A 21026-nucleotide genomic window follows, 5' to 3' on the forward strand; every position below is an offset into this window, starting at 1 on the left:
CTAATAAAGAAAAAGAACCCTATTCAACAATAGCGTTCTTTTTCTATAATTGATTTTCTTATCTTACCACAACATGGAAGGTTTCTACTAGTGCATTTGTTACTTTTTCAAATGCCGATGTTACTTCCTCTTCTACAAGCGTTGCTTCTGGGTTTAAATAAATCAATTTGTATGCCATTGACTTTTTACCCGCTTCAATTTTTTCACCGTTATAAACGTCAAATAATTGAACATCTTGTAAATATTTTCCACCTTTAGCTTTAATTAAAGTCGTTAACTCTTGATTATCAACAGTTTCATCTACTAACAATGCCATATCTCTTGTCATACCAGGATATTTAGGAATCGTTTGATAAACCGTTGGTGCTTTTGGTGCATCCATTACTTTTTGTAAATTGATTTCAAAACCATAGGTTTCTTTTAAATCGTACTCTTTAGCACGTAATGGATGAATTTGGCCTAAATACCCAATTTCTTCACCATCTAATAAAATCAAAGCCGTTCTACCTGGGTGCATTCCGTCTAAAGTTTCTGCCTTTTGATAGCTGATGGAACCTGTAAATCCGTACATCGCAAGTAATCCTTCAATCACACCTTTGACAGTGAAGAAATCAACTGCTTTGCCACTTTGTTGCCAATCACTTGTCACTTCTAAACCAGTCATTACACCAGCGACGTGTTCTTCTTCTAAAGGCAAGACTTCCCCTGCTACTTTATAAAAGACACGACCGATTTCATAAAGGGCAACATCTTGATTTTTACGTGCTTTGTTATAACGAACATCATCCAATAAGCCACTTAATAAGTTCATACGTAACGTACTACGCTCTTCCGTCATTGGCATATCCAACATGGTGGCTTCGCTTTCACGCATCATAAATTGACTGGCTTTCGTTGGTGTCGTTAACACATAACTAATAGCTTGTGACAATCCTGCCCCTTCAAGGGAACGTCTTGTATGACGAACCAAACGCTGATTTTCATTTAGCATTCCAGGTGTTGCCTCACTAATTGGTAGTGTTGAAGGCAAATTATCGTATCCGTAAATCCGTGCCACTTCTTCAATCAAATCGGCTTCAATGGAAATATCCCAACGTCTTGGTGGAATCGTTACATCAAAAAGTCCTTCTGAATGAGTGACTCCAAAACCTAAGCGTTCAAAAATGGCAACAACTTCTTCACTTGAAATAGCTGTTCCTAACGAGCCATTGATTCGATCTAATGTAATATTTAATGAACTATCCATTGGTTTTAAGACATTTTTTGAAACCACTCCGCTGACGATTGTACCGCCAGCAAGCTCCACCATTAACTGCGCGGCATGATCGCACGCTGTTAAAATAGTGCTAGTGTTAATTCCTTTTTCAAAGCGTGCGCTGCCTTCACTGCGTAAATTGAACTCTTTTGCTGTTCTACGAATGGTAGTTGATTCAAATAAAGCAGATTCCAACGCGACAGTAACGGTATCTTCTTGAATTTCAGAATCCAAACCACCCATAACACCGGCAAGTGCCACTGGAATTTCACCATTTGTTACAACAATGTTATCCTCGCTTAATTGACGTTCTTCGCCATCTAAAGTAACCACTACTTCCCCTTTTTTGCCACGACGAACTAAAATTTCTTTTGATCCTAAGCGATCATAATCAAATGCATGTAGAGGCTGGCCGTATTCTAAAAGAATATAATTTGTAATATCCACCACATTGTTGATTGGGCGAATGCCAGCGTTCATTAATTTTGTTTGCATCCATAATGGACTTTCGGCAATTTTTACATCTTTAATAATGCGCATGTTGTAACTTGGAACATCTGTTGAATTTTCAACTTCTACTTGAATGTAATCGGCTGCTTTTTCTGAAGAGTCTTCTGTTAGAACCACTTCTTTAAAAGTTGGTTTTTGATCATAAATTGCACCAACTTCATAAGCTACTCCACGCATGCTTAAGGCATCTGCACGGTTTGGTGTAATGGATAATTCTAAAATCGCATCATCCATTGCTAGATATGGAAAAACTTCTTCTCCTGCTACTGCTTCTGCTGGTAAAACATAAATACCATCTGCGTATTTTTTAGGCACCACTTTTTCAGAAAAGCCTAATTCACTTAAAGAACAAACCATTCCATTTGAAACTTTCCCACGAATTTTGCCTTTTTTGATTTTTGCATTCCCAGTAATTCTCGCTCCTGGTAAAGCCACAATAATTTTTTGATCCTTAGCAATATTTGGCGCACCACAAACGATTTGGGTTGGCTCCTCTTCACCGATATCTACTTGGCAAATGTGCAAGTGATCTGAATCTGGATGATCTACTACTGAAAGGGTATGTCCCACAACGATTTTCTTTAAACCTGTTTCGCCTTTAAAAACATCTTCGACTTCAATCCCAGTCCGAGACATTCTATCCGCTAATTTTTCAGGGGTAATCTCTTTATTTGCGTTTAAATCTAAATATTCATTTAACCAGTTATAAGATACATTCATGATTTTTACTCCTTCACCTTGAATTGATTTAAGAAACGTACATCATTTTGATAGAAATGACGGATATCATCGATTCCGTATTTTAACATCGCAACGCGATCTGGTCCCATCCCAAAGGCAAATCCGCCATAAACAGAGCTATCAATGCCTGCCATTTCAAGAACATTGGGATGAACGACTCCTGCGCCTAAAATCTCGATCCATCCTGTATGCTTACATACGTTACAACCTGCTCCACCACATTTAAAACAGCTCACGTCCACTTCAACAGAAGGTTCAGTAAATGGGAAATAACTTGGGCGCAAACGAATTTCACGATCTGCTCCAAATAGTTGTTTAGCAAAAACTTCAAGGGTTCCTTTTAAGTCACCCATTGTAATATTTTTATCGATGACTAAACCTTCTATTTGATGGAATTGATGTGAGTGAGTAGCGTCATCACTATCGCGACGATACACTCTTCCTGGACTGATCATTTTTAATGGTCCTTTTGTAAAATCATGCTTCTCCATTGTTCTAGCTTGAACAGGAGACGTGTGGGTTCTTAGTAAAATTTCTTCTGTAATATAGAAGGTATCTTGCATATCTCTGGCTGGATGATCTTTTGGCAAGTTCATCATTTCAAAGTTGTAACGGTCTTCTTCAACTTCAGGACCTTCAATAACTTCATAGCCCATTCCAATAAACAAATCTTCAATTTCTTCAATAATTTGTGTTAAGACATGTGGTTGACCTACGCTAACATGACTACCAGGTAGGGTAACATCAATGGCTTCATTTGCTAAAGCTTCATTAATTTTTTTCATTTCTAAAGTTGCTTTTTTCTCTTCTAGCATCGTCGTAATTTCATCACGTACCACGTTAGCCAATGCCCCTACTTTTGGACGTTCCTCAGCCGATAAATCTTTCATACCTCGTAAAACTTCTGTTAGCGGTCCTTTTTTCCCTAGATACGCTACACGCACTTGGTTCAATACATCTAGATTTTCAGAAGCTGCTACTTTTGCTAGTGCTTCTTCTTTTAAACTTTCAATTTTTGCTTTTAAATCCATCATTTTCTACTCCTTTATAGTGTATTTAGGTTGTTTTAGGCAAATAAAAAAAGACCTATTCCCCAGAAAGGGACGAGGTCTTAGAATCGCGGTACCACCCTTGTTCAGTTAATTGCATAATAGCAACTAGACTGCACTTCATTTAGATAACGGCTAATGCCGGAACTTCTTTCATTACAATTTGCAATAGCCAAAAGTCAACTCGAGAAGTGAATGTTCACCAGTATCTGATTCCTTTCAAATGGTTTCAGCCACGCCATTTGTCTCTACCTTACGGAGTCCATACTACTTACTTTTTTTCTGTCATTGTTTTATATGTGTATTCAATTGTTTCTCTTCCTTAGTTTACGGAATAAATCAAGGTTCGTCAAGCAGATTCTATTTTTCTTTTTCATTTAAATGATAAAAAGCTGTTGATTCTTCTCTTTTAAAAAGAGGAAATCAACAGCTTTAAGGTTCATTGAGTAAGGGATTAGAGAATTTATTCTTATACGGTTTGTGGGACATTTTCTTCTGAGTCGATCCATTTATCTGCCCAGCATTGAACTTCATCCATTACAGGTTTTAATGACTCGCCTTTTTCAGTTAGACTATATGCTACTCTAACAGGTGAATCGGGATAGACAGTTCGTGTTACGATGCCTGCTTGTTCAAGCTCTTTTAAGCGCTCAACTAACACACGATCACTAACACTTGGAATTTTCGCTGCCATATCTTTAAAACGTTGTGGCCCTTCTAACAAGACGTCGATAATGAGCCCCATCCATTTTTTCCCTAAAATAGAAAAAGTTTGCTCAAATTTTGGACAAATCGTTTTCTGTCTTTCTTCACATGATGTCATCTTCTTCACCTCTTTTTTTTATTATAGCATTAATGGTTATAAAAAATAAGTAACTTGCTTTTAATTCTCACTCTTTTTTTTTATTAGTTTCTATAGTATAGCACATTTCTAAAAAAATAAAGAGTTATTATTTGCTTATTTTTTACAATAGGAGTAGGATACTAATATAAAGTAAGTAAAAAAAACAATTGGAGGAATGAAACATGTCAAACACAAAAATTGCTGTCATTTACTATAGTTCAACAGGAGGAAATACTCAAATGGCTCGTTGGGCAGCTGAGGCTGCAAAAGAAGCTGGTGCTGAAGTTCGCTTATTGAAAGTGCATGAATTAGCTCCTGATGTTGCTATTGATTCAAATCCTTTATGGCGTAAAAATGTTAACGAAACGGCTGATATTCCTGAAGCAACAAGCGCTGATTTAGAATGGGCAGACGGAATTATTTTTAGCTCTCCTTCACGTTTTGGTGTGATGGCTAGCCAATTAAAACAATTTATTGACTTACAAGGTGGACTTTGGGCACAAGGAAAATTAGCAAATAAAGCTGTCACAGCAATGGCAACAGCTGGTAACCCACATGGTGGCCAAGAAGAAGTCATTCAAAGCATTTATACTGTAATGCAACATTGGAGTACCATTCTTGTCCCAACTGGTTACATCAATCAAAGTACTTTCGGCGCAGGTGGGAACCCTTACGGAAGCAGCGCGACAATCAGTCAAGACGGAGAAGTAGTGGATGCAAAAAATATCCAACCTGCTGTTGCAGATCAAGCAAAACGTTTGGTTCAAGTAGCAACAGCTTTAAAAAATGGCTTATAATTTTTAGTCAATAAAAAAGTTTAACTCGCAAATTGACGAGTTAAACTTTTTTTTTATGATTGAACGGATACTTTCAGTTTTAACCAAGTGTTTTTCACACTAGCAGTAGCGCGACCCATCAACGGCGCAATAACCTCCGCACAAGCGCAATACTTATCGACAAAAGTTACAACGTAACTTTCTTTATAACGAGGTGGCGCAATCGTTGCTAACCACATATGTTTAATAATAATGTCTTTTTCTAAATCAGACAATGGTGTTAATTTTTCAGCATTTTCACAAGCCATTCTTGGATGTACATAGGCATGCGTTCCTTCATCAAACTTCGTTGTTCTCCAGTCATAGTAAAACAGATCATGTAGCAAACCTGCTCTGGCTGTTGAACGTGCATTCCAGCCGAACTTTTTAGTAATTCGGTAACTTCGGTAAGACACACTAATGGAATGTTCAAGTCTGGTTGTAAAATGATGTTGAGTATACTCAGAAAGTTGTTGCACTTCTTTGCGGTTGATTAAATCCTCAATATGTCCAATATATTCGGTATCTGTTTTCCATTTTGGTTCCGTCATTTAACGACTTCCTTTTTTTAGAGTTCTTGATATGAAGCTGAATCGCTCTACTATTTTCTTGCTAACTTCTATTTTACACCTTTTTACTACAATTAATAGTAGAAGGAATTCAATTTATAGAATTTTAAACAATCCTTAATTTTTTTGTCACAACTTATTTTTTCAATGTAAACATTAAAATCCCTGCTGCTACAGCAACATTTAAGGACTCTGCTTTTCCTGTTATTGGAATATAGAGATTCTTAGTTGTTTTAGCTAATAAATCAGCCTGCATCCCATTGCCTTCATTGCCCATTACGATAGCAAATGCATCTGTTTTAGGAATACTCGTGTAGCTAACAGCGGCTTCGTTTAACTCTGTCCCATAAATAGGAACATTCTGCTGCTTAAACGTTTCAAACCATTCAGTTAAATCGCCTTCAAAGATAGGTAAATGAAAGTGACTTCCCTGCATTGAACGTAAAACCTTGCTATTATACATATCCACTGTTCCACTGCCTAACACGACTCCACCAAATCCCGCAGCATCAGCTGTACGAATCATTGTTCCTAAATTGCCAGGATCTTGCACAGTATCTAAACATAGAAATGGCTTGGTAAAAGTTGGGGTTGCTTGATTTTTCTGTAAGGAAATTACCGCGAACACACCTTGCGTTGTAGGTGTTTCGCTTAATTGATTGGCAATTTCTTTTGAAATCATAACTTGTTTATCTAGTGGGTATTTAAACGCTAAGTCCTCATGTTCTTCACTGATTAAAAGTTCAACAATCGGTGCATCATAGTGAATCGCCTCTTCTACTAAATGAAACCCTTCAATCAAATAACGTTTTGCTTTTTCTCTGCCTTTTCTCGTTTGTAATTTTTTCCATTGTTTTACTCGTTCATTTTTAACAGATAGAATTGTCTCCATCGTTATTGCCTCCTAGTTCGCTCTTAACTAAAAGCGTCCTTTGAGTAAACTCAAAAGACGCTTGGTTTGGTTTATTTTTGTGACGTCTTAACTAGTATAACAGATAATTACAATCCAATAAATGGTGCTGGATTCACTGGTGTGCCATTTTCTCGAACTTCAAAATGAAGGTGCACACCGGTTGAGGAACCACTTGTTCCCATAACCCCAATTTGTTGCCCTTGACGAACCGTCTGTCCTGCCACCATTGTTAGGCTTCCAGGTGCCATATGAGCATAGTATGTTTGATAATTGACGCCGTTAATAGCGCCATGATTGATGATTACTAAATAACCATAACCGCCATTGTTGTAATTTGAATACTCTACAACGCCGTCAGCTGCTGCTTTAATTGCTCCACTTCCTGCTAAATCGATTCCTTTATGGAAGGTTTGTGCTCCTGTAAAAGGATCGCTACGGTAACCAAATGGTGACGATACGTACCCATTACTTGGTCGAATAAAGGTTGTTCCTCCTGTACTTGGAGGGGTGGGTGTTTCTTCATTGCTAGCTGGCGGAGTATTAGTTGTTGGCGTCGCCATTTCTTCCGCCTTTTTATCTGCTGCAACTTTTGCTGCTTGTTCAGCCACAATGCGATCTTGTTCAGCTTTTAAATCACTGGTAAGTTTACTTGTTTGCGTGGCAAGTGTATTTTTTTCAGAAATCAAAGTGTTTTTTTCGGCTTCCGTAAGTTGATATTTTGTTGCAATTTGAAGGATTTTATCATCTAGTTCTGATTTTTGAGCATACAAATTATTCTTTGAACGTTCAATTTCATTTTTTAAATTTTCAGCTACCTTTTTTTCATTAATCGCTGCAGTTTCAGCTGTTTTCAATTCTTTTTGATCGTTTTCTTGATCCGTTACAATTTGTTTGTTTGCATACACCAATTGAGTCACGGCCGTTACTTTTCCAATTAAATCAGAAAAATTTTCAGCAGTTAAAACAATCGTTGCTAGACTATGTGTGTCGCCATCCGTTTGGACGAAGCGCGCTTGATTTTCTAATTTCTGTGTACGTTGTTGAATTCGGTCTTCTAAAGTAGCTATTTTTTCTTTTAACTCATTGATTTTTACTTCTGAATCTTTTAAGTTTACTTGTTGCTCTTCTAATTTTTTCATGACGTCGTCGATTTGTTTTTGTAGAGATTGAACTTCTTTTTCTAAAGTGCTTTTTTCAGTTTCTAATGATTGTAATGATTCCTCAGTAGCTTCGATTCCATTTTCAACGGTTGCTGATTTTGACTCAATTTCTTGTTGTTGTTGAGTGATTTCCTCAGTAGTTGCAGCTGATGTTTGCATCATTGGCAAAACTGAAAAAGTTGATACGACTATCGTTGAAATTAAACTTAGTTGAATGATTTTTTTCACAGTGTCCTCCTAATAACTTGTATTCGTTTTCTAAATTATAGCATAGCACTGCTTGTAATATTATATTAGTTTTGTAACAAGCGAGTGGCAAATTGTTACAGCCACTCTTTTTTCCTAATTATGCTATACTATAGTAAGAAAATGTTTTAAAAGGACTGATGAAAATGGATTGGATTTTATTATTACGCTTAATTTTAGCCAGTTTTTTAGGCGGAATCATTGGTGTAGATCGTGAGTTCCGTGCAAAAGAAGCCGGGATTCGGACACATTTTTTAGTGTGCTTAGGAAGCGCCCTTTTAATGATTGTCTCTCAACATGGATTTGGGGACGTTGTGGGTCAACCTGGCTATAGCTTAGATGTGAGTCGTGTAGCTGCACAAGTTGTCAGCGGTATTGGCTTTATTGGAGCTGGTATGATTATCATTCAAAAACAAAGTGTCGTAGGTTTGACTAGTGCAGCTGGTATTTGGGCAACTTCTGGTATTGGTTTAGCTGTTGGTGGTGGCATGTATTGGATTAGTGTGAGTGCTACCCTTTTAACGCTAGTTGGTTTTGAACTATCGAATCTGATGTTTCGAAAAATAGAACATCACACAACTTCTTTTCAAATTTCTACAACAAAAGCAGATTCCTTACCTAAGATTACAGAGCTTATGCAAAGCAAACAAAAAATTTATCAAACTTTTGAATCGAAACGAGAAATTTTTGAAGAAACAAAAGTCTATCACGTTTCTTTCACCATTCGGACTAAAAATTACGAAGAAGAAATGGAACTGGTTCAAGCTTTGCAAGAATTGCCTCATGTGACTGTCGAAAAAATTAATTAAAAGAGACGAATCGAATGGGATTCGTCTTTTTTAATAGAGTTTATTACTTTCTATGTGTGCTTGTTAGGAGTATACTTACTTTAAAGTCTCACATTTAGGATGGTGTTTTATGCAAACTGAAATTGCAAATTTTAATTTTTACAATCCCACAGAAATCGTCTTTGGGAAAAATCGTATTCCTGAACTAGATCGTTTAGTTCCTAAGGATAAAAAGGTACTGATTTTATATGGCGGTGGAAGTGTCGTTCGTTTCGGAACTTTAGATAAGGTCAAAGAAGCTTTACCAAACCGTACGATTGGAGAATTTGGTGGAATCGAAGCCAACCCAACATATGAAACCTTAATGAAGGCTGTAGCATTAGTAAAGGCAGAAAACTATGAATTCCTATTAGCTGTCGGCGGAGGATCAGTTATTGATGGAACGAAATTTATCGCAGCAGGTGCTATTTTTGATGGCGATCCGATTGATATCTTCGGCGCTGGTATTGGCAAAGGTTTGCCTGTTACTAAATCCCTACCATTTGGTACTGTGTTAACCTTACCCGCAACGGGTTCAGAAATGAATAATGGTGCAGTGGTTACTTTCGTTGAAAAGAAAGCAAAACTCTCTTTTGGTAGCCCCTTCTCCTTCCCTAAATTTTCAATTTTAGAGCCTGAATTAACGTACACACTACCAACTAGACAATTAGCAAATGGCGTAATTGACTCCTTTGTTCATATTATGGAGCAATATTTAACGTATCCAGTTGGCGGCATGGTGCAAGACCGTTTTTCAGAAGGGTTATTACAAACACTGATTGAAATTGGACCAAAGGTTATTGATGAAAACAATCATGATTATAATTTACGAGCTAACTTTATGTGGACTGCTACCAATGCGCTAAATCGTATTCTAGCTCCTGGAGTTCCTCAAGACTGGGCAAGTCATAGTTTAGGCCATGAGATTACTGCCTTGTATCATATTGACCATGCACGAACATTAGCAATCGTGTTGCCTTCTTTAATGGAAATTCGTCAACATGAAAAACGTGAAAAATTAATTCAATATGCGGAACGTGTCTGGCACATTACAGATGCAACAGAGGATGAAAAAATTCAATTAGCGATTTCAAAAACCCGCGCCTTTTTTGAACAACTTGGAGCACCTACTCACTTTAAAGAGTATGATTTAGGTGAAGAAGTGGTGGAACCACTTGTTGCTCAACTTGAAAAACATCAGTTAACAGCTATTTCAGAACGCCGTGATCAAACGTTAGAAATTAGTCGCCGTATTTATTTAAATGCTTTGTAAGCACAAAAAAATAGTCAAGAGCTAAAGTTGCTCTTGACTATTTTTACATTAATAAAAGAACATCTTTTATTTTTATTCAAAATTCGCTATACTTAAACGGAAAGCGAGGTGTCTTAATTTGCGCTATTTGTATGCGAACTTAATCGGCGAATGGACATGTGTGACTCTTGATCCTGAGGCAACGATTGATGGAGTTCCCTTGGACCTGTGGCTAATTGGCAAAGACAACCATTTATTTGATACTCCTTCTGTCACCGTTTATTACGCTGGTGTGACCTATCAAATTCATTCATCTTTACTCCAAATTTTTGAAATGACCGCAAAAAAAACACTTTAGTTCATTTTAACTAAAGTGTTGCTTTGTTTAAATCCCCATATTTGACAATGCATCTATGGCCGTCATTGCCGTCTCTGTATTTTTAAAAGAAGACGCTGACTTGTCTTTGGTTTCAATGCTTACCAACTGATGTTTCATTACTTGATGAAGAGTTTGGCGGCTGTTAACAGAGATTAAATACCCTTCACTGTTCACCTGACAAACTTCTTTCCACGCATCCACTTGATTTTCTGCAACCACATCCTCCACAATAATCGCTTTTCCATCAACGGTATGAAATGTAATTTTATAACTCATTTTCAGCACCTACTTTCCTAGTACCTTTATCATAGCAAATCTTTTATTTTTCGCCAGTAATTACCCTTTTTGCTGCAATCAAATAAACAACTTATCAAATGTCAGTTTAAATTTATTCATATTCTTTTTGATTATCTCAATAATCACATCATTTTTATTCATAATCGCAAAAGCCATTGCAATAAAGTAGCCTTTTTTAGCTTCTTCTAACTGTCCATTCATGGCTTCATTAAAAGCTTTTTCATAATAGAGTTTGTCTAATTGCGACGTTGTTTTTTCAGCTTCTGCCATTTGAATGCCTGTTTCACAAAGCTTTATCGCCTCATGATAATCGCCAATATCCGAATAAAACTTAGCTGTATTGAAGTAAATCAATAAAATTTTATCTAAATTTTTCAAATCAAGGTTAGGCAGTTTTTCTAAATCCTGTATCGATTGGACAAAGTAAATTTTAGCTTTACTCGTTTCTTTTTTTAAATGATAAGCTACTCCAATTGTGTTAGAAACCAAGACATCTGTAAAATCAACTCGTTCACTACGATCCACAATCAACTCTAAATTTAAATAATGCAACGCTTCTTCAATATCATTAAAGCCCATCAACAATATTTTCCCCATTAAATAAAAATACATTTTCTTTTCATGTATAGTTGACAGCCGTTCTTCATTGAGTTTTTTCTTTAAAATTTCATAAGCTTCTTTGTATTGAAAAATATCACACAGCTGATCTACTTGTTGAAAAATTGCATAATTTTCGTTCGAATCGCCTTCATTAATACACACATCGTGTATATCAACACCTAATCTTTCACATAATTTACTTAAAATGTTCATCGTTGGGATGCTATTATGATTTTCAATTTTACTAATCGTGACCTGAGTACAAATACCCTCTGCTAATTGCTTTTGACTAAATCGTTTATTCTTTCGTAACTCTTTTACTTTCTCCCCTAAAATGATCACTTTAACTTCCCCTTTCAAATTTTTGTTGCTTTTAACAAACAACTGTTATATGATAATATCAAGTACAACAATATTATAATATCATATAAAAGGAGGATAATAAAATGAATATCAATAATTTATTGGATTTAATTTTAACTGTTGGAAATTCTTCAACATATGGCGATACGCCATTCGGCTAACTAAAAGAAAACAGTTGCTCTTTTTCTTTCGTAGCAACTGTTTTTATTTTAACTTCTTTATTAGTTAGATTAGTGACAGTTTCACTACTTTACAAAATTTCTGGATGTCGATATTCTTGTTATTGAAAAAAAGTTATAAAGAGGCGAGTGAATTCATCTGTTCGTGCATTCACTCTCTCTTTACAACTTTCTATTTCTTTAATGTGTTTTAGTCTTCACTTTTAATCAATTGATAAATCGCATCTGCATAAATAACTGTTGCATTGATAATATCATCAATCGCCATAAATTCATCGGTTTGGTGCATGGTATCGATGCTATTTGGGAACATCGCGCCGTAGGCTACTCCGCGTTTTAATAAACGGCCATAAGTTCCGCCACCAATGGTTTTTTCAACTCCTTTTTCACCCGTATGTTTTTCGTACACATCAAGTAAGGTTTGAACCAATGGATCATCTGCTGGTACGTAATGAGGCGTTTGTGCTTTGCCACGAGACAACGTCACACCAAAATCAGTTAGTTTACTTGCAAGGCCAGCTTCAATTTCTTCAATGGTAATGCCTTGTGGGAAACGGAAATTCAAAGCAATTGAACCGCCCTCTTTTGCTGTAAAATGAAACACACCAGGGTTAACTGTCAGGTCTCCCATCACAGCGTCTACATAATTCAACCCAAGTTTAGTTGCTCTTGAATCGTCGTGTAAATACTCAGCTGTTAAAGCCAAGTAATGTTTAGCATCGCTACCAAATGAATAGTTTGTTAAGAATGTTGCCAAATAAGTAGCCGCATTGATTCCAGCTTTTGGTTCCATTCCATGAGCACCTTTCCCAACTACTTCAATGGTTACTTGGTTGCCTTCTATATGGCAAGTTCCAGTAATTGGATTTTGTTCCACAAAGTCAAAAAAGTCTTTTTCAATTTTAGTTGCATCTTCTGAAATAAAAATGGCTTTAGCATCTTGTGGGACCATGTTTTCACGTAAGCCAGAGTTAAAGCTGATTAATTCATTTGCTCCGCCTTCAGTATTTCCACCAAAGCTTAATTGAACCGTTAAAATTCCTTTTTCTCCATTGATAATTGGGAACTCTGCATCTGGAGAAAAACCAAAATCAGGTGTTTCTTCAACTGCTAGATAGTGATCCATACATTTCCAACCACTTTCTTCATCTGTTCCAATAATAAAACGAACACGTTTAGAAACGGGTAAGCCTAATTCTTTAATGATTTTCAAAGCGTAGTAACCAGCCATTCCAGGTCCTTTATCATCACTTGAACCACGTGCATATAAACGTCCATCTTTGATTACTGGCTCAAATGGAGGATTTGTCCAGCCACTTCCAACAGGAACAACATCTACGTGAGCAAAAACCCCTAAAGTTTCATCCCCTGCACCATATTCAATGTGCCCAGCTAAATTGCCAACATTTTTAGTCACAAAGCCATCACGAGCGCCAATTTCTAAAAATTTTAACAGTGCTTCTTTTGGTCCGGGACCTACTGGTGCATCCTCTGAAGCTTTGCTATCATCTCTTACACTATCAATTTTTAGTAAAGTAAATAAATCCGCGAATAAATCGTCTTTTCTACTTTCTACTTCTTTTTTCCAATCAATTGACATTTATCAACACTCCTTTTCCTGATTTTCAACATCTTAATCATATCACTTTTTACGATATTTACCAATCCAAGGAGCATCTTTTTCTCAAAAAATTCATTTCGTGCAAATCTATACGATTCCTATTATAATAGAAGAGAACATTGGGACTCAAGGAGGAATAAATAATGAAAGAATTAAATCAAAATATCGTACAAGGAATTTTACCAAAACGAAAAAATGAAAGCTATAAAGGGAATTATGGGCATGTTCTTTTGATTGGTGGCAATCAAGAGTTAGGAGGCGCGATTATTTTAGCTGCAAGTGCTGCTGTTTATAGTGGCGCTGGTCTTGTTACAGTCGCAACTCATCCAAGCAACCATACAGCACTTCACGCTAGATTACCTGAAGCGATGGTGATTGATGGCTATGATACAGCAAAAGTCATTCATCACATGAAAAAAGCGACAACCGTTGTTATTGGGCCTGGCTTAGGGCTAGATGACCAGTCGCAACTCATTTTAAAGGCTGTTTTAGCTGCATGTACGCCTCAACAAAGACTCGTCATTGATGGAGATGCGATTACCTTAATGGCTTCTGAAAATCTTAAAACGCCTGTAGCACAAACTGTTTATACTCCTCACTTAGGAGAATGGCAACGATTGAGCCATTTAACGATTGAAGAACAAACAAAAGATTTAAATGCACATTTCAGAAAACAATTAGGGGCAGAAGTGGTCTTAAAAAAACACCATTCAGAAATTTATTTTGAAGATGAAGTCTGGCAAAACGAAGCAGGAACGCCTGCCATGGCAACTGGTGGTATGGGAGACACATTAACCGGCATGTTAGCTGGCTTTTTAGCGCAATTTCCAAACCGTAAAACAGCTATTTTGGCAGCTGTTTACCTTCATAGTCGAATCAGTGATGATTTAGCAAAAACGCATTATGTGACACTTCCTTCTCAAATTATCCAACGGATTCCTTGTGTCATGAAGGATTATGCTACAAAATTTGATTTTTAAAGTAAAAGAGAGGCACTTCTATAAAATGAAGTGTCTCTCTTTTTTAGTCGATTCCTTTTAATAAATTCAGCTCTTCTTGTGTAAGCGGTCGATACTTGCCAAGTGGTAAGTTAGGATCTAATTCCAACAATCCCATAGCGGCTCGCTTTAAATAAACAACTTTTTTCCCACAAGCTTCAAACATTCGTTTCACTTGATGAAATTTCCCTTCATGAATCGTCACAAAAATCGAGGAAGTCCCTTCGTCAGGCATCACACTGACAATTTCTAGCTCTGCTGGCTGGCATTGATAGCCGTCAGACAAGACAATCCCTTTTTTAAAAGCATCCCTATCCTCTTGCGTAACAATTCCTTTTATAGTAGCTTCATAGCGCTTTGCAACATGCTTCTTAGGAGAAAGCAGCTCGTGAGCTAACACACCATCATTAGTTAAAATCAACAGACCTTCTGTGTCTTTATCCAAACGCCCAACAGGAAAAGGCTCAAATTTTTGCTCAGCCGGCGTCAACAAATCAATTACTGTTGGATTCACATTATCAATCGTCGCACTTACAACCCCTTGTGGCTTATGCAGCATTAAATAAATAAATTCTTGATACGCTACTGCTTCACCATAAACAGCCACTTGATCGACAACCGGTTTAACTTGAAATTTGCCATCCTTTACGCATACACCATTCACTTCAACTGCTTTTTTTTTCAATAAATCCTTTGTTTCTTTTCTTGTACCAAAGCCTGTATGGGCTAAAAATTTATCTAAACGCATGTCAGACTTCCCTTCTAAAAAAGATACCTGCAACATGGAGCGTTCCCATCAATTCCAGATACCTTTTTGTTTATTTGATTTTTAATCTTCTTCTTAAGCCTGCAACCTTATCACCTAGTAAACGATCAGCCAGTCTTGTTTTTAACGTCAAATACATATAAGCAAAACCACCAACGCCTGCTGATAAGAGCATCACGACTAATGCCAAGCCACGATCCATTGGGCTAATAAACAAGTAACAAGCTTCCCGAACCACAATCGTTACAAGCGCCATGATCACGGTCATAATCACAATCAGCAACAATCGTTTTAGCACAAATTTCACATGAAAATGGGTTAACTTTTGTAATGATACCAACATCATCGCGCAAGAAACTGTAAAACCAAAAATCGTTGCATAAAGTGCTCCTTGAGCTTGGAACATCGATACTAACGGATACTGAACTGCACCTTTAACCCCAATTCCTACAATTAAACAGAAAATCGCATAACGATTTTGATTCAAGGATTGAAGAAGCGCAGATAACACCGTAAATAACCCTAGGATAATACTCATGTAAGAAGAAATTTGTAAAATCGTGGTTCCTAAATCACTGTGCTTATAAAACAACGTGTACAATGGTTCTGCAACAATCGCCATGCCAATTGCAGCTGGGAACATGATAAATGAAAATAACTGAATATTCGTTGAAATTTGCTTACGCACTTCTTTGCCTAAATTTTTAGTAAAGGCCTCTGTAATCAACGGAATTGAGGTAACCGCCATTGCTACTGCAATAGAAATGGTAATCATAATCAATTTATTAGCATTAAATGCAAACAACGCAAACAATGTTTTTGCTTCATCTGACGTAATTTTTGACGTAGCTAGCACAATTTTTTCAAAGGTGTATTGGTCGATTAACTGGAAGAAAGTGATTCCTGAACCAATAACCACAAATGGGATAGATTCTTTGACCATCTCCACTAAAATCTGGTTCGTTGAAATGTCAATTTGATTTAAGCTTCCTGCTGCAAGGACATCCATTCGATCCTTTTGACGCAACCAATAATACCCTAACGCTGCTAAACTAAAAATGGCTCCGATAAAAGCAGCAAAAGTTGAAGCCGTAACCGCATCTACCATTTCGCCATGCCAAACTTTCATAATTAAAAAAGTTGCAACCAGCATAAAAATAATTCGGGCAAATTGTTCAATTAGTTGAGAAATCGCAGAAGGGGCCATCTCTTGATACCCTTGAAAATAGCCACGAATCAAACTCATCCCTGGAATAATCAACAACGCCCAACTAAGAGAGCGAATCACCTTGATTTCATCGGGATTTCCAACCCCCATAATAGGAGCCAGTAAATACATCGCTAAAAAACAAATAATCCCAGTAATTACCATTAGAATCATGCCTTTTTCAAACAATTTCCGCCCTGTTTGATACTCATCAAGAGCATTATAATAGGAAATTTGTTTAGCAATTGCTGATGGTACCCCTGCTGTTGCAATCACTAAGAAAAGCGAATAGGGATTGTATCCCTTAGCAAACAAGCCATTCGCTAACTCTGCTTGACCGCCCATCCAAGCCATCCAAGGAATAATATAAATAGCCCCTAATACCCTTGAAAAAATACTGCCTGCAGTCATCCAAGCTGAGCCACGAATCATCTTTTCCTGAGCCGTTTGTTCTTCCACTACGGCTTCTTCCATATTTATTGAAGAATTTGGCATTTTTCATTAACCTACTCTCATCATTATTGTCTTGTTCTATTTTACTTGTAAACACAAAAGGTTGCAATGACTTCCCTGTTTTCTCCTTCAACATTTAACAAAAAATTAAGCATCTTACTATGTAAAAATGTTTATAAGCCAGCTTTATCCCTAGCTTATAAACATTTTTTATTAAGCGGTTTTCCCTTTTGCAGTTAGTAAGCGTCGTCCGGTTAAAATGGTTGCGACTAAACAAATCACAAAGGCAACCCCAAAAGTCACATGCATCCCGTAAACAAATAATTCTGGCTGATCTGCTAAATACGTGGTTACCTTGTATCCTGATTTATTGCTCATAGCAACATACAAAATCGTCGTCGCAAAAGAAATGCCAAAGACCATTCCTAAGTTTCTAGCCAAGGAATTTAAACTACCCGCAATTCCCAGTTTCTTTTTAGAAACAGAAGACATGACGATTGCATTATTTGGTGATTGAAAGAGTGCACTTCCTAGCCCCATAATTCCCGTCATCAAAATAAAGACTGCAATATTCGTATTTCCATCAATAAAGACAAAGCCTAACTGGACAATCGTCGTTAATGCCAACCCGATAAACGTCAGCAATTCTCTCCCCACCTTATCGGATAGACTCCCACTAATGGGTGCTGCAATCACCATTACTAATGGAAAGACCATCAATAAAAGTCCCGCTTGACTTGGATTCAATCCTCTTGTTCCTTGTAAATAAAAAGGCATCATTACATTGAAAAAGAAATTTGCCACAAAAATCAAGAAGGCACAAAATAGGCTAACCGAAAATAAGCCATTTTTAAACAAGCTTAAATCAACTAGCGGTTTGTTCACGTTCTTTTCGATTCGAATAAATGCTACAAAGCTCAAAAGAGCAACTGCAAAAAGCCCTAAAATCAAAGCGTGGCCAAATCCAATTTCTTGCCCAATAAAAATCCCGATAAACAAACTGCCAATCATACATGCAAAGGCAAGAAAGCCTTTGTAATCAATCGTTTCTTTTCGGAAAAATAAATCGTCAGGTAAAATCTTGATTCCCATTAAAATCGTAATCAAGCCCACTGGAACATTGATCCAAAAAATATACGACCATCCAAAATGAGCTAAAATAATGCCTCCAATACCTGGCCCTGCAATACTGCCTAACGAAACGAAGGACCCAATTAAGCCCAAAGCCTTCCCACGTTCGCTAATCGGAAAAATTTCCGTGATAATTCCATAATTCGTCGACATCGTCATGCTTGCCCCAATCGCCTGTACTACTCGAGCAAACAATAAAAACGACAAATTAAATTCAAAGCCACAAAGTAGCGAACCGATGACAAATAAAAAAGTTCCCCAACGAAAGACTTTGATTTTCCCAATTAAATCTCCTATTTTTCCAAATAATAAAATAAAAATACAAACTGCCATTAAGTATACTGAAACGATCCATTCCGATTGGTTCATTGGCACATTTAAAGCCTTTGAAATCACCGGTATCGCAATGTTCACAATACTGCCATCTAGTGTGGACATAAACGTAAACAAACCAATGGCAATCAAAATCAGCCATCTATTTTTTTGAACTTTTGGATCCATTTGATAGGTTTTGATAACTTCTCCCATGTATATCCTCCTTTGGTTTTACAAAACAACTGTATTATACCACTTTATTTTATTAAAAAAATAGATTCATTTCAATTTCTTAAAAAAGCCCTCAAAAAAATGAGGGCTTTAGGCTTGTTTTTATAGTTCTGTTCCATCCATCTTGTCATCTAATAATTTTTCTTGAGATTCTTTACTCTCTGTTTTTGAATACTCATTAATTTGAGCTTGCTTCATAATATCCAATACAGCATCTGTATCTGTTTTAAATTTATCTCCATCTTTTTCTAAAGTCAATTCAATCTCAATATCTTCACCATAAAGTTCCATTGGAACTCCTTTATCTCCATAAATAATATCATAGATTTTAAAGGTAAGTAAATTGTTGATTGCTTTAATATCTGTATTTTGTGACTCCCCAATCATTTTAGAGGCGTCTAAACTACCATAAACATTTGCTCTTGTCCATGTAATCGCATTTGCAACACTGTTCATTGCAATTGGATCTAACTTCACTTTTACCGTTGCAGTATCGCCTTTTACATCCACATCAGTAATTTGATAATGATCGATTTGTTTAAACCCTTTCACATACACTTTAGAATACTGACGGAAAATATCTTCGGCCGTATAAATACTGCCATCAATTTGGAAAGACCAACCATTTCCAGGATAATCTTTGATTTTACTATCATAAATTGTATCTTCAGCAATTCGAGTCATATCTGTACCCGAAATTCCTATAACATTATTAAGGCCAGAACTTTTTCCTTTAAACACAAAATCAAGAACCGTTCCAGCAGCTTTTTCTGCTTCCATTTTGTCAGAATTCTCTTCTTTTTTTATTTCTTTCTTTTTATCTTGTTCTTTTTGAGTTGTACTAGTTTTTACCGATTCCTCTTTTTGAACCTCAGTTTTAGAACCACATCCTGCTAAAACAACCCCAGTCATTAAAGCAAATACTCCCAATTGAATCATCTTTTTTTTCTGCAACTTCAAACTCCCCCTTAAATTAAAAAAACGCTGAATAAGTAACACCTATTATTAAACCATACAATCTTTGTTGTGTAAATATTAGAATATATTTTTTTATAAATTATCAAATGAATAAAGCAATTAATTATTTCGCCCAAAATTGATTTAAAATTTCTTGATATTCTTTAGAATTTTTTTCAATTGTAGTGAAACTAGTCATTCCCTTACTATCGGAAAACTCGGCTATTTTAGTAATTAATTGATTCATTTTACTTGTATCCAAAATATATCCATCCGTTGTTTGAATAGATTCAATCTGTTTTGAACTACTACTGAACCATGAATTGACCATAATACTATCTGAATTTGAATAATCAATCTTCAATTGTTGATCTTGTTTTATAAAAATTAAATCAGAGTACTTACTTTCAATAATTAAGGTATCATTTCCATATTCATCTTCGCTGATATCTTGGCCATCTCTGACACCAAAAAAAATATATCGTTTCCACTTCCAGCTTGTCATAAGTTATTGTTATGTACTCGTAAAGACCGAATCCGCATTCGGCAAAAAAAAGCACGTATGACTTTGCGGATTAAAATTATTATTTCATTATTAACCATTTTGTGCCAGATGAATATTATCATTAACTTGAACAATATCTTTTTTTATATAATTAAAATTGAAATTCTTCCCTGAATACATGAAGATAAAGTTATTAAACTTAACGTTGTGCCTGACGTTGTTCGTCTAAATTTTCTAGGTCTTTTCTATAATTTTTTGTTAGTTGTTGTTCTTCTTCTTCTAACTGTTGAGAATAGCGACGTCCTTCTTGGCGGATAGATACTTCGCTTTCTTCCATATTTCTATAAAATTGCTGCTTGTTCCAGTCGTCATTCTTTGTTAGGTACATCACTTTATCCACTAATTGATTAGTTTCTCGTCTAAATTGTACGACTTGTTCATCTAGTTTTTTTTGTTGTCGTTGAATGTCTCGTTTTTCTTGGTAATACTGTTCTTCTAGCTGTTTATACTTATTTTTATACTCCATATTATCCATAGATTTAACCTCGTTTCATTGGGGTCTTAAGGCTTGGTTTGGTTAATTGTTTCAAATATTTTCCAGCTGCATCTGCCCCTTTTCCTTGCAGGGCACCTTTTAATGCATCTGGCAAAGTACTATTGGTTTGTTGATACATAACCTCTGACAGTTCATTGAGTGTGGTCACTGAGGTTTGCTTGGTGGTGCTAACCCGTACTTGTTTCGCTGTGATTAGCGCTTGTATCGTCATTCTTTCACGGGCTTTTCCTTCTCGTTCCAATTTTAACTGAAATTCTCTTTCTTTATCACTCACTGGCCCCATCCCT

Annotated in this window: 21 protein-coding genes; 5 read left to right on the forward strand and 16 right to left on the reverse strand. The window is 36.4% G+C overall.

Annotation, left to right across the window (positions count from 1 at the left end; translation table 11 throughout):
- Window positions 1–58 precede the first annotated feature (58 nt).
- The 3 genes from pheT to CDIMF43_RS11035 form a co-directional block, all read right to left on the reverse strand.
- Window positions 59–2485 (reverse strand): phenylalanine--tRNA ligase subunit beta, encoded by a 2427-nt coding sequence (gene pheT, locus CDIMF43_RS11025; protein WP_109841988.1) that lies wholly within the window; start codon window positions 2483–2485, stop codon window positions 59–61.
- 5 nt (window positions 2486–2490) lie between these two features.
- Window positions 2491–3537 carry a phenylalanine--tRNA ligase subunit alpha gene (gene pheS, locus CDIMF43_RS11030; RefSeq protein WP_074403372.1) on the reverse strand — a complete coding sequence of 349 codons (1047 nt, stop codon included), beginning with the start codon at window positions 3535–3537 and terminating at the stop codon, window positions 2491–2493.
- Between the two features lie 487 nt (window positions 3538–4024).
- Complete coding sequence (locus tag CDIMF43_RS11035) at window positions 4025–4378, reverse strand: winged helix-turn-helix transcriptional regulator (RefSeq protein ID WP_109841989.1); 354 nt, start codon at window positions 4376–4378, stop codon at window positions 4025–4027.
- Between the two features lie 203 nt (window positions 4379–4581).
- Between CDIMF43_RS11035 and wrbA the strand changes: the two genes are divergently transcribed.
- A complete protein-coding gene (wrbA, locus tag CDIMF43_RS11040) occupies window positions 4582–5196 on the forward strand; it encodes an NAD(P)H:quinone oxidoreductase (RefSeq protein WP_074403373.1) in 615 nt (204 codons plus the stop codon).
- A gap of 53 nt (window positions 5197–5249) precedes the next feature.
- On the opposite strand, the gene CDIMF43_RS11045 is transcribed toward wrbA, so the two are convergent.
- From CDIMF43_RS11045 to CDIMF43_RS11055, 3 genes are all read right to left on the reverse strand, one after another.
- The gene (locus CDIMF43_RS11045) at window positions 5250–5765 is read right to left on the reverse strand and encodes an HD domain-containing protein (protein ID WP_074403374.1); all 516 of its coding nucleotides are present in this window, start codon (window positions 5763–5765) and stop codon (window positions 5250–5252) included.
- Between the two features lie 154 nt (window positions 5766–5919).
- Complete coding sequence (locus CDIMF43_RS11050) at window positions 5920–6675, reverse strand: TrmH family RNA methyltransferase (RefSeq protein ID WP_109841990.1); 756 nt, start codon at window positions 6673–6675, stop codon at window positions 5920–5922.
- A 107-nt stretch (window positions 6676–6782) separates the two neighbouring features.
- A complete protein-coding gene (locus CDIMF43_RS11055; RefSeq protein WP_074403376.1) occupies window positions 6783–8084 on the reverse strand; it encodes a murein hydrolase activator EnvC family protein in 1302 nt (433 codons plus the stop codon).
- A gap of 164 nt (window positions 8085–8248) precedes the next feature.
- Between CDIMF43_RS11055 and CDIMF43_RS11060 the strand changes: the two genes are divergently transcribed.
- The 3 genes from CDIMF43_RS11060 to CDIMF43_RS11070 all read left to right on the forward strand — a co-directional run bounded on the left by CDIMF43_RS11060 (window position 8249) and on the right by CDIMF43_RS11070 (window position 10539).
- Window positions 8249–8911, forward strand: coding sequence for an MgtC/SapB family protein (locus CDIMF43_RS11060; protein ID WP_227001176.1), 663 nt, complete (start codon window positions 8249–8251; stop codon window positions 8909–8911).
- 109 nt (window positions 8912–9020) lie between these two features.
- Window positions 9021–10202, forward strand: coding sequence for an iron-containing alcohol dehydrogenase (locus CDIMF43_RS11065; RefSeq protein WP_074403378.1), 1182 nt, complete (start codon window positions 9021–9023; stop codon window positions 10200–10202).
- Between the two features lie 118 nt (window positions 10203–10320).
- Window positions 10321–10539, forward strand: a complete 219-nt coding sequence (locus tag CDIMF43_RS11070) for a hypothetical protein (protein WP_074403379.1) — start codon at window positions 10321–10323, stop codon at window positions 10537–10539.
- A gap of 27 nt (window positions 10540–10566) precedes the next feature.
- Here CDIMF43_RS11070 and CDIMF43_RS11075 read toward each other — a convergent pair whose 3' ends face one another.
- The 3 genes from CDIMF43_RS11075 to pepV all read right to left on the reverse strand — a co-directional run bounded on the left by CDIMF43_RS11075 (window position 10567) and on the right by pepV (window position 13599).
- Window positions 10567–10836 (reverse strand): hypothetical protein, encoded by a 270-nt coding sequence (locus tag CDIMF43_RS11075; RefSeq protein ID WP_074403380.1) that lies wholly within the window; start codon window positions 10834–10836, stop codon window positions 10567–10569.
- Window positions 10837–10914: 78 nt separating this feature from the next.
- The gene (locus tag CDIMF43_RS11080; protein ID WP_074403381.1) at window positions 10915–11799 is read right to left on the reverse strand and encodes a helix-turn-helix domain-containing protein; all 885 of its coding nucleotides are present in this window, start codon (window positions 11797–11799) and stop codon (window positions 10915–10917) included.
- A gap of 390 nt (window positions 11800–12189) precedes the next feature.
- Window positions 12190–13599: a dipeptidase PepV gene (pepV, locus tag CDIMF43_RS11085; protein WP_109841991.1), complete on the reverse strand. Its 1410-nt coding sequence runs from the start codon at window positions 13597–13599 to the stop codon at window positions 12190–12192.
- 164 nt (window positions 13600–13763) lie between these two features.
- Here pepV and CDIMF43_RS11090 point away from each other — a divergent pair, with 164 nt between their 5' ends.
- Window positions 13764–14600 carry an NAD(P)H-hydrate dehydratase gene (locus CDIMF43_RS11090; protein ID WP_109841992.1) on the forward strand — a complete coding sequence of 279 codons (837 nt, stop codon included), beginning with the start codon at window positions 13764–13766 and terminating at the stop codon, window positions 14598–14600.
- A gap of 43 nt (window positions 14601–14643) precedes the next feature.
- Here the strand turns inward: CDIMF43_RS11090 and CDIMF43_RS11095 are convergent, their stop codons facing one another.
- From CDIMF43_RS11095 to CDIMF43_RS11125, 7 genes are all read right to left on the reverse strand, one after another.
- Complete coding sequence (locus tag CDIMF43_RS11095; RefSeq protein ID WP_109841993.1) at window positions 14644–15366, reverse strand: pseudouridine synthase; 723 nt, start codon at window positions 15364–15366, stop codon at window positions 14644–14646.
- A gap of 70 nt (window positions 15367–15436) precedes the next feature.
- Window positions 15437–17086, reverse strand: coding sequence for a putative polysaccharide biosynthesis protein (locus CDIMF43_RS11100; protein ID WP_109841994.1), 1650 nt, complete (start codon window positions 17084–17086; stop codon window positions 15437–15439).
- A gap of 171 nt (window positions 17087–17257) precedes the next feature.
- Complete coding sequence (locus CDIMF43_RS11105; protein ID WP_109841995.1) at window positions 17258–18703, reverse strand: MFS transporter; 1446 nt, start codon at window positions 18701–18703, stop codon at window positions 17258–17260.
- Between the two features lie 120 nt (window positions 18704–18823).
- Window positions 18824–19675, reverse strand: a complete 852-nt coding sequence (locus CDIMF43_RS11110) for a hypothetical protein (RefSeq protein WP_109841996.1) — start codon at window positions 19673–19675, stop codon at window positions 18824–18826.
- 127 nt (window positions 19676–19802) lie between these two features.
- On the reverse strand, window positions 19803–20183 hold the full coding sequence (locus CDIMF43_RS11115) for a calcium-binding protein (RefSeq protein WP_109841997.1): 381 nt from the start codon (window positions 20181–20183) through the stop codon (window positions 19803–19805).
- Window positions 20184–20382: 199 nt separating this feature from the next.
- Window positions 20383–20718, reverse strand: a complete 336-nt coding sequence (locus CDIMF43_RS11120) for a hypothetical protein (protein WP_109841998.1) — start codon at window positions 20716–20718, stop codon at window positions 20383–20385.
- 4 nt (window positions 20719–20722) lie between these two features.
- A complete protein-coding gene (locus CDIMF43_RS11125) occupies window positions 20723–21013 on the reverse strand; it encodes a hypothetical protein (protein ID WP_413536816.1) in 291 nt (96 codons plus the stop codon).
- Between the last annotated feature and the right edge of the window lie 13 nt (window positions 21014–21026).

Origin of the sequence: Carnobacterium divergens (genome assembly GCF_900258435.1) — a bacterium.
GTDB lineage: Bacteria > Bacillota > Bacilli > Lactobacillales > Carnobacteriaceae > Carnobacterium > Carnobacterium divergens_A.

Coding starts and splice junctions, on each gene's coding strand:
- pheT (WP_109841988.1), bottom strand. CDS start 2,485: ATGAATGTATCTTATAACTGGTTAAATGAATATTTAGATTTAAACGCA.
- pheS (WP_074403372.1), bottom strand. CDS start 3,537: ATGGATTTAAAAGCAAAAATTGAAAGTTTAAAAGAAGAAGCACTAGCA.
- CDIMF43_RS11035 (WP_109841989.1), bottom strand. CDS start 4,378: ATGACATCATGTGAAGAAAGACAGAAAACGATTTGTCCAAAATTTGAG.
- wrbA (WP_074403373.1), top strand. CDS start 4,582: ATGTCAAACACAAAAATTGCTGTCATTTACTATAGTTCAACAGGAGGA.
- CDIMF43_RS11045 (WP_074403374.1), bottom strand. CDS start 5,765: ATGACGGAACCAAAATGGAAAACAGATACCGAATATATTGGACATATT.
- CDIMF43_RS11050 (WP_109841990.1), bottom strand. CDS start 6,675: ATGGAGACAATTCTATCTGTTAAAAATGAACGAGTAAAACAATGGAAA.
- CDIMF43_RS11060 (WP_227001176.1), top strand. CDS start 8,249: ATGGATTGGATTTTATTATTACGCTTAATTTTAGCCAGTTTTTTAGGC.
- CDIMF43_RS11065 (WP_074403378.1), top strand. CDS start 9,021: ATGCAAACTGAAATTGCAAATTTTAATTTTTACAATCCCACAGAAATC.
- CDIMF43_RS11075 (WP_074403380.1), bottom strand. CDS start 10,836: ATGAGTTATAAAATTACATTTCATACCGTTGATGGAAAAGCGATTATT.
- pepV (WP_109841991.1), bottom strand. CDS start 13,599: ATGTCAATTGATTGGAAAAAAGAAGTAGAAAGTAGAAAAGACGATTTA.
- CDIMF43_RS11090 (WP_109841992.1), top strand. CDS start 13,764: ATGAAAGAATTAAATCAAAATATCGTACAAGGAATTTTACCAAAACGA.
- CDIMF43_RS11095 (WP_109841993.1), bottom strand. CDS start 15,366: ATGCGTTTAGATAAATTTTTAGCCCATACAGGCTTTGGTACAAGAAAA.
- CDIMF43_RS11100 (WP_109841994.1), bottom strand. CDS start 17,086: ATGCCAAATTCTTCAATAAATATGGAAGAAGCCGTAGTGGAAGAACAA.
- CDIMF43_RS11105 (WP_109841995.1), bottom strand. CDS start 18,703: ATGGGAGAAGTTATCAAAACCTATCAAATGGATCCAAAAGTTCAAAAA.
- CDIMF43_RS11115 (WP_109841997.1), bottom strand. CDS start 20,183: ATGACAAGCTGGAAGTGGAAACGATATATTTTTTTTGGTGTCAGAGAT.
- CDIMF43_RS11120 (WP_109841998.1), bottom strand. CDS start 20,718: ATGGATAATATGGAGTATAAAAATAAGTATAAACAGCTAGAAGAACAG.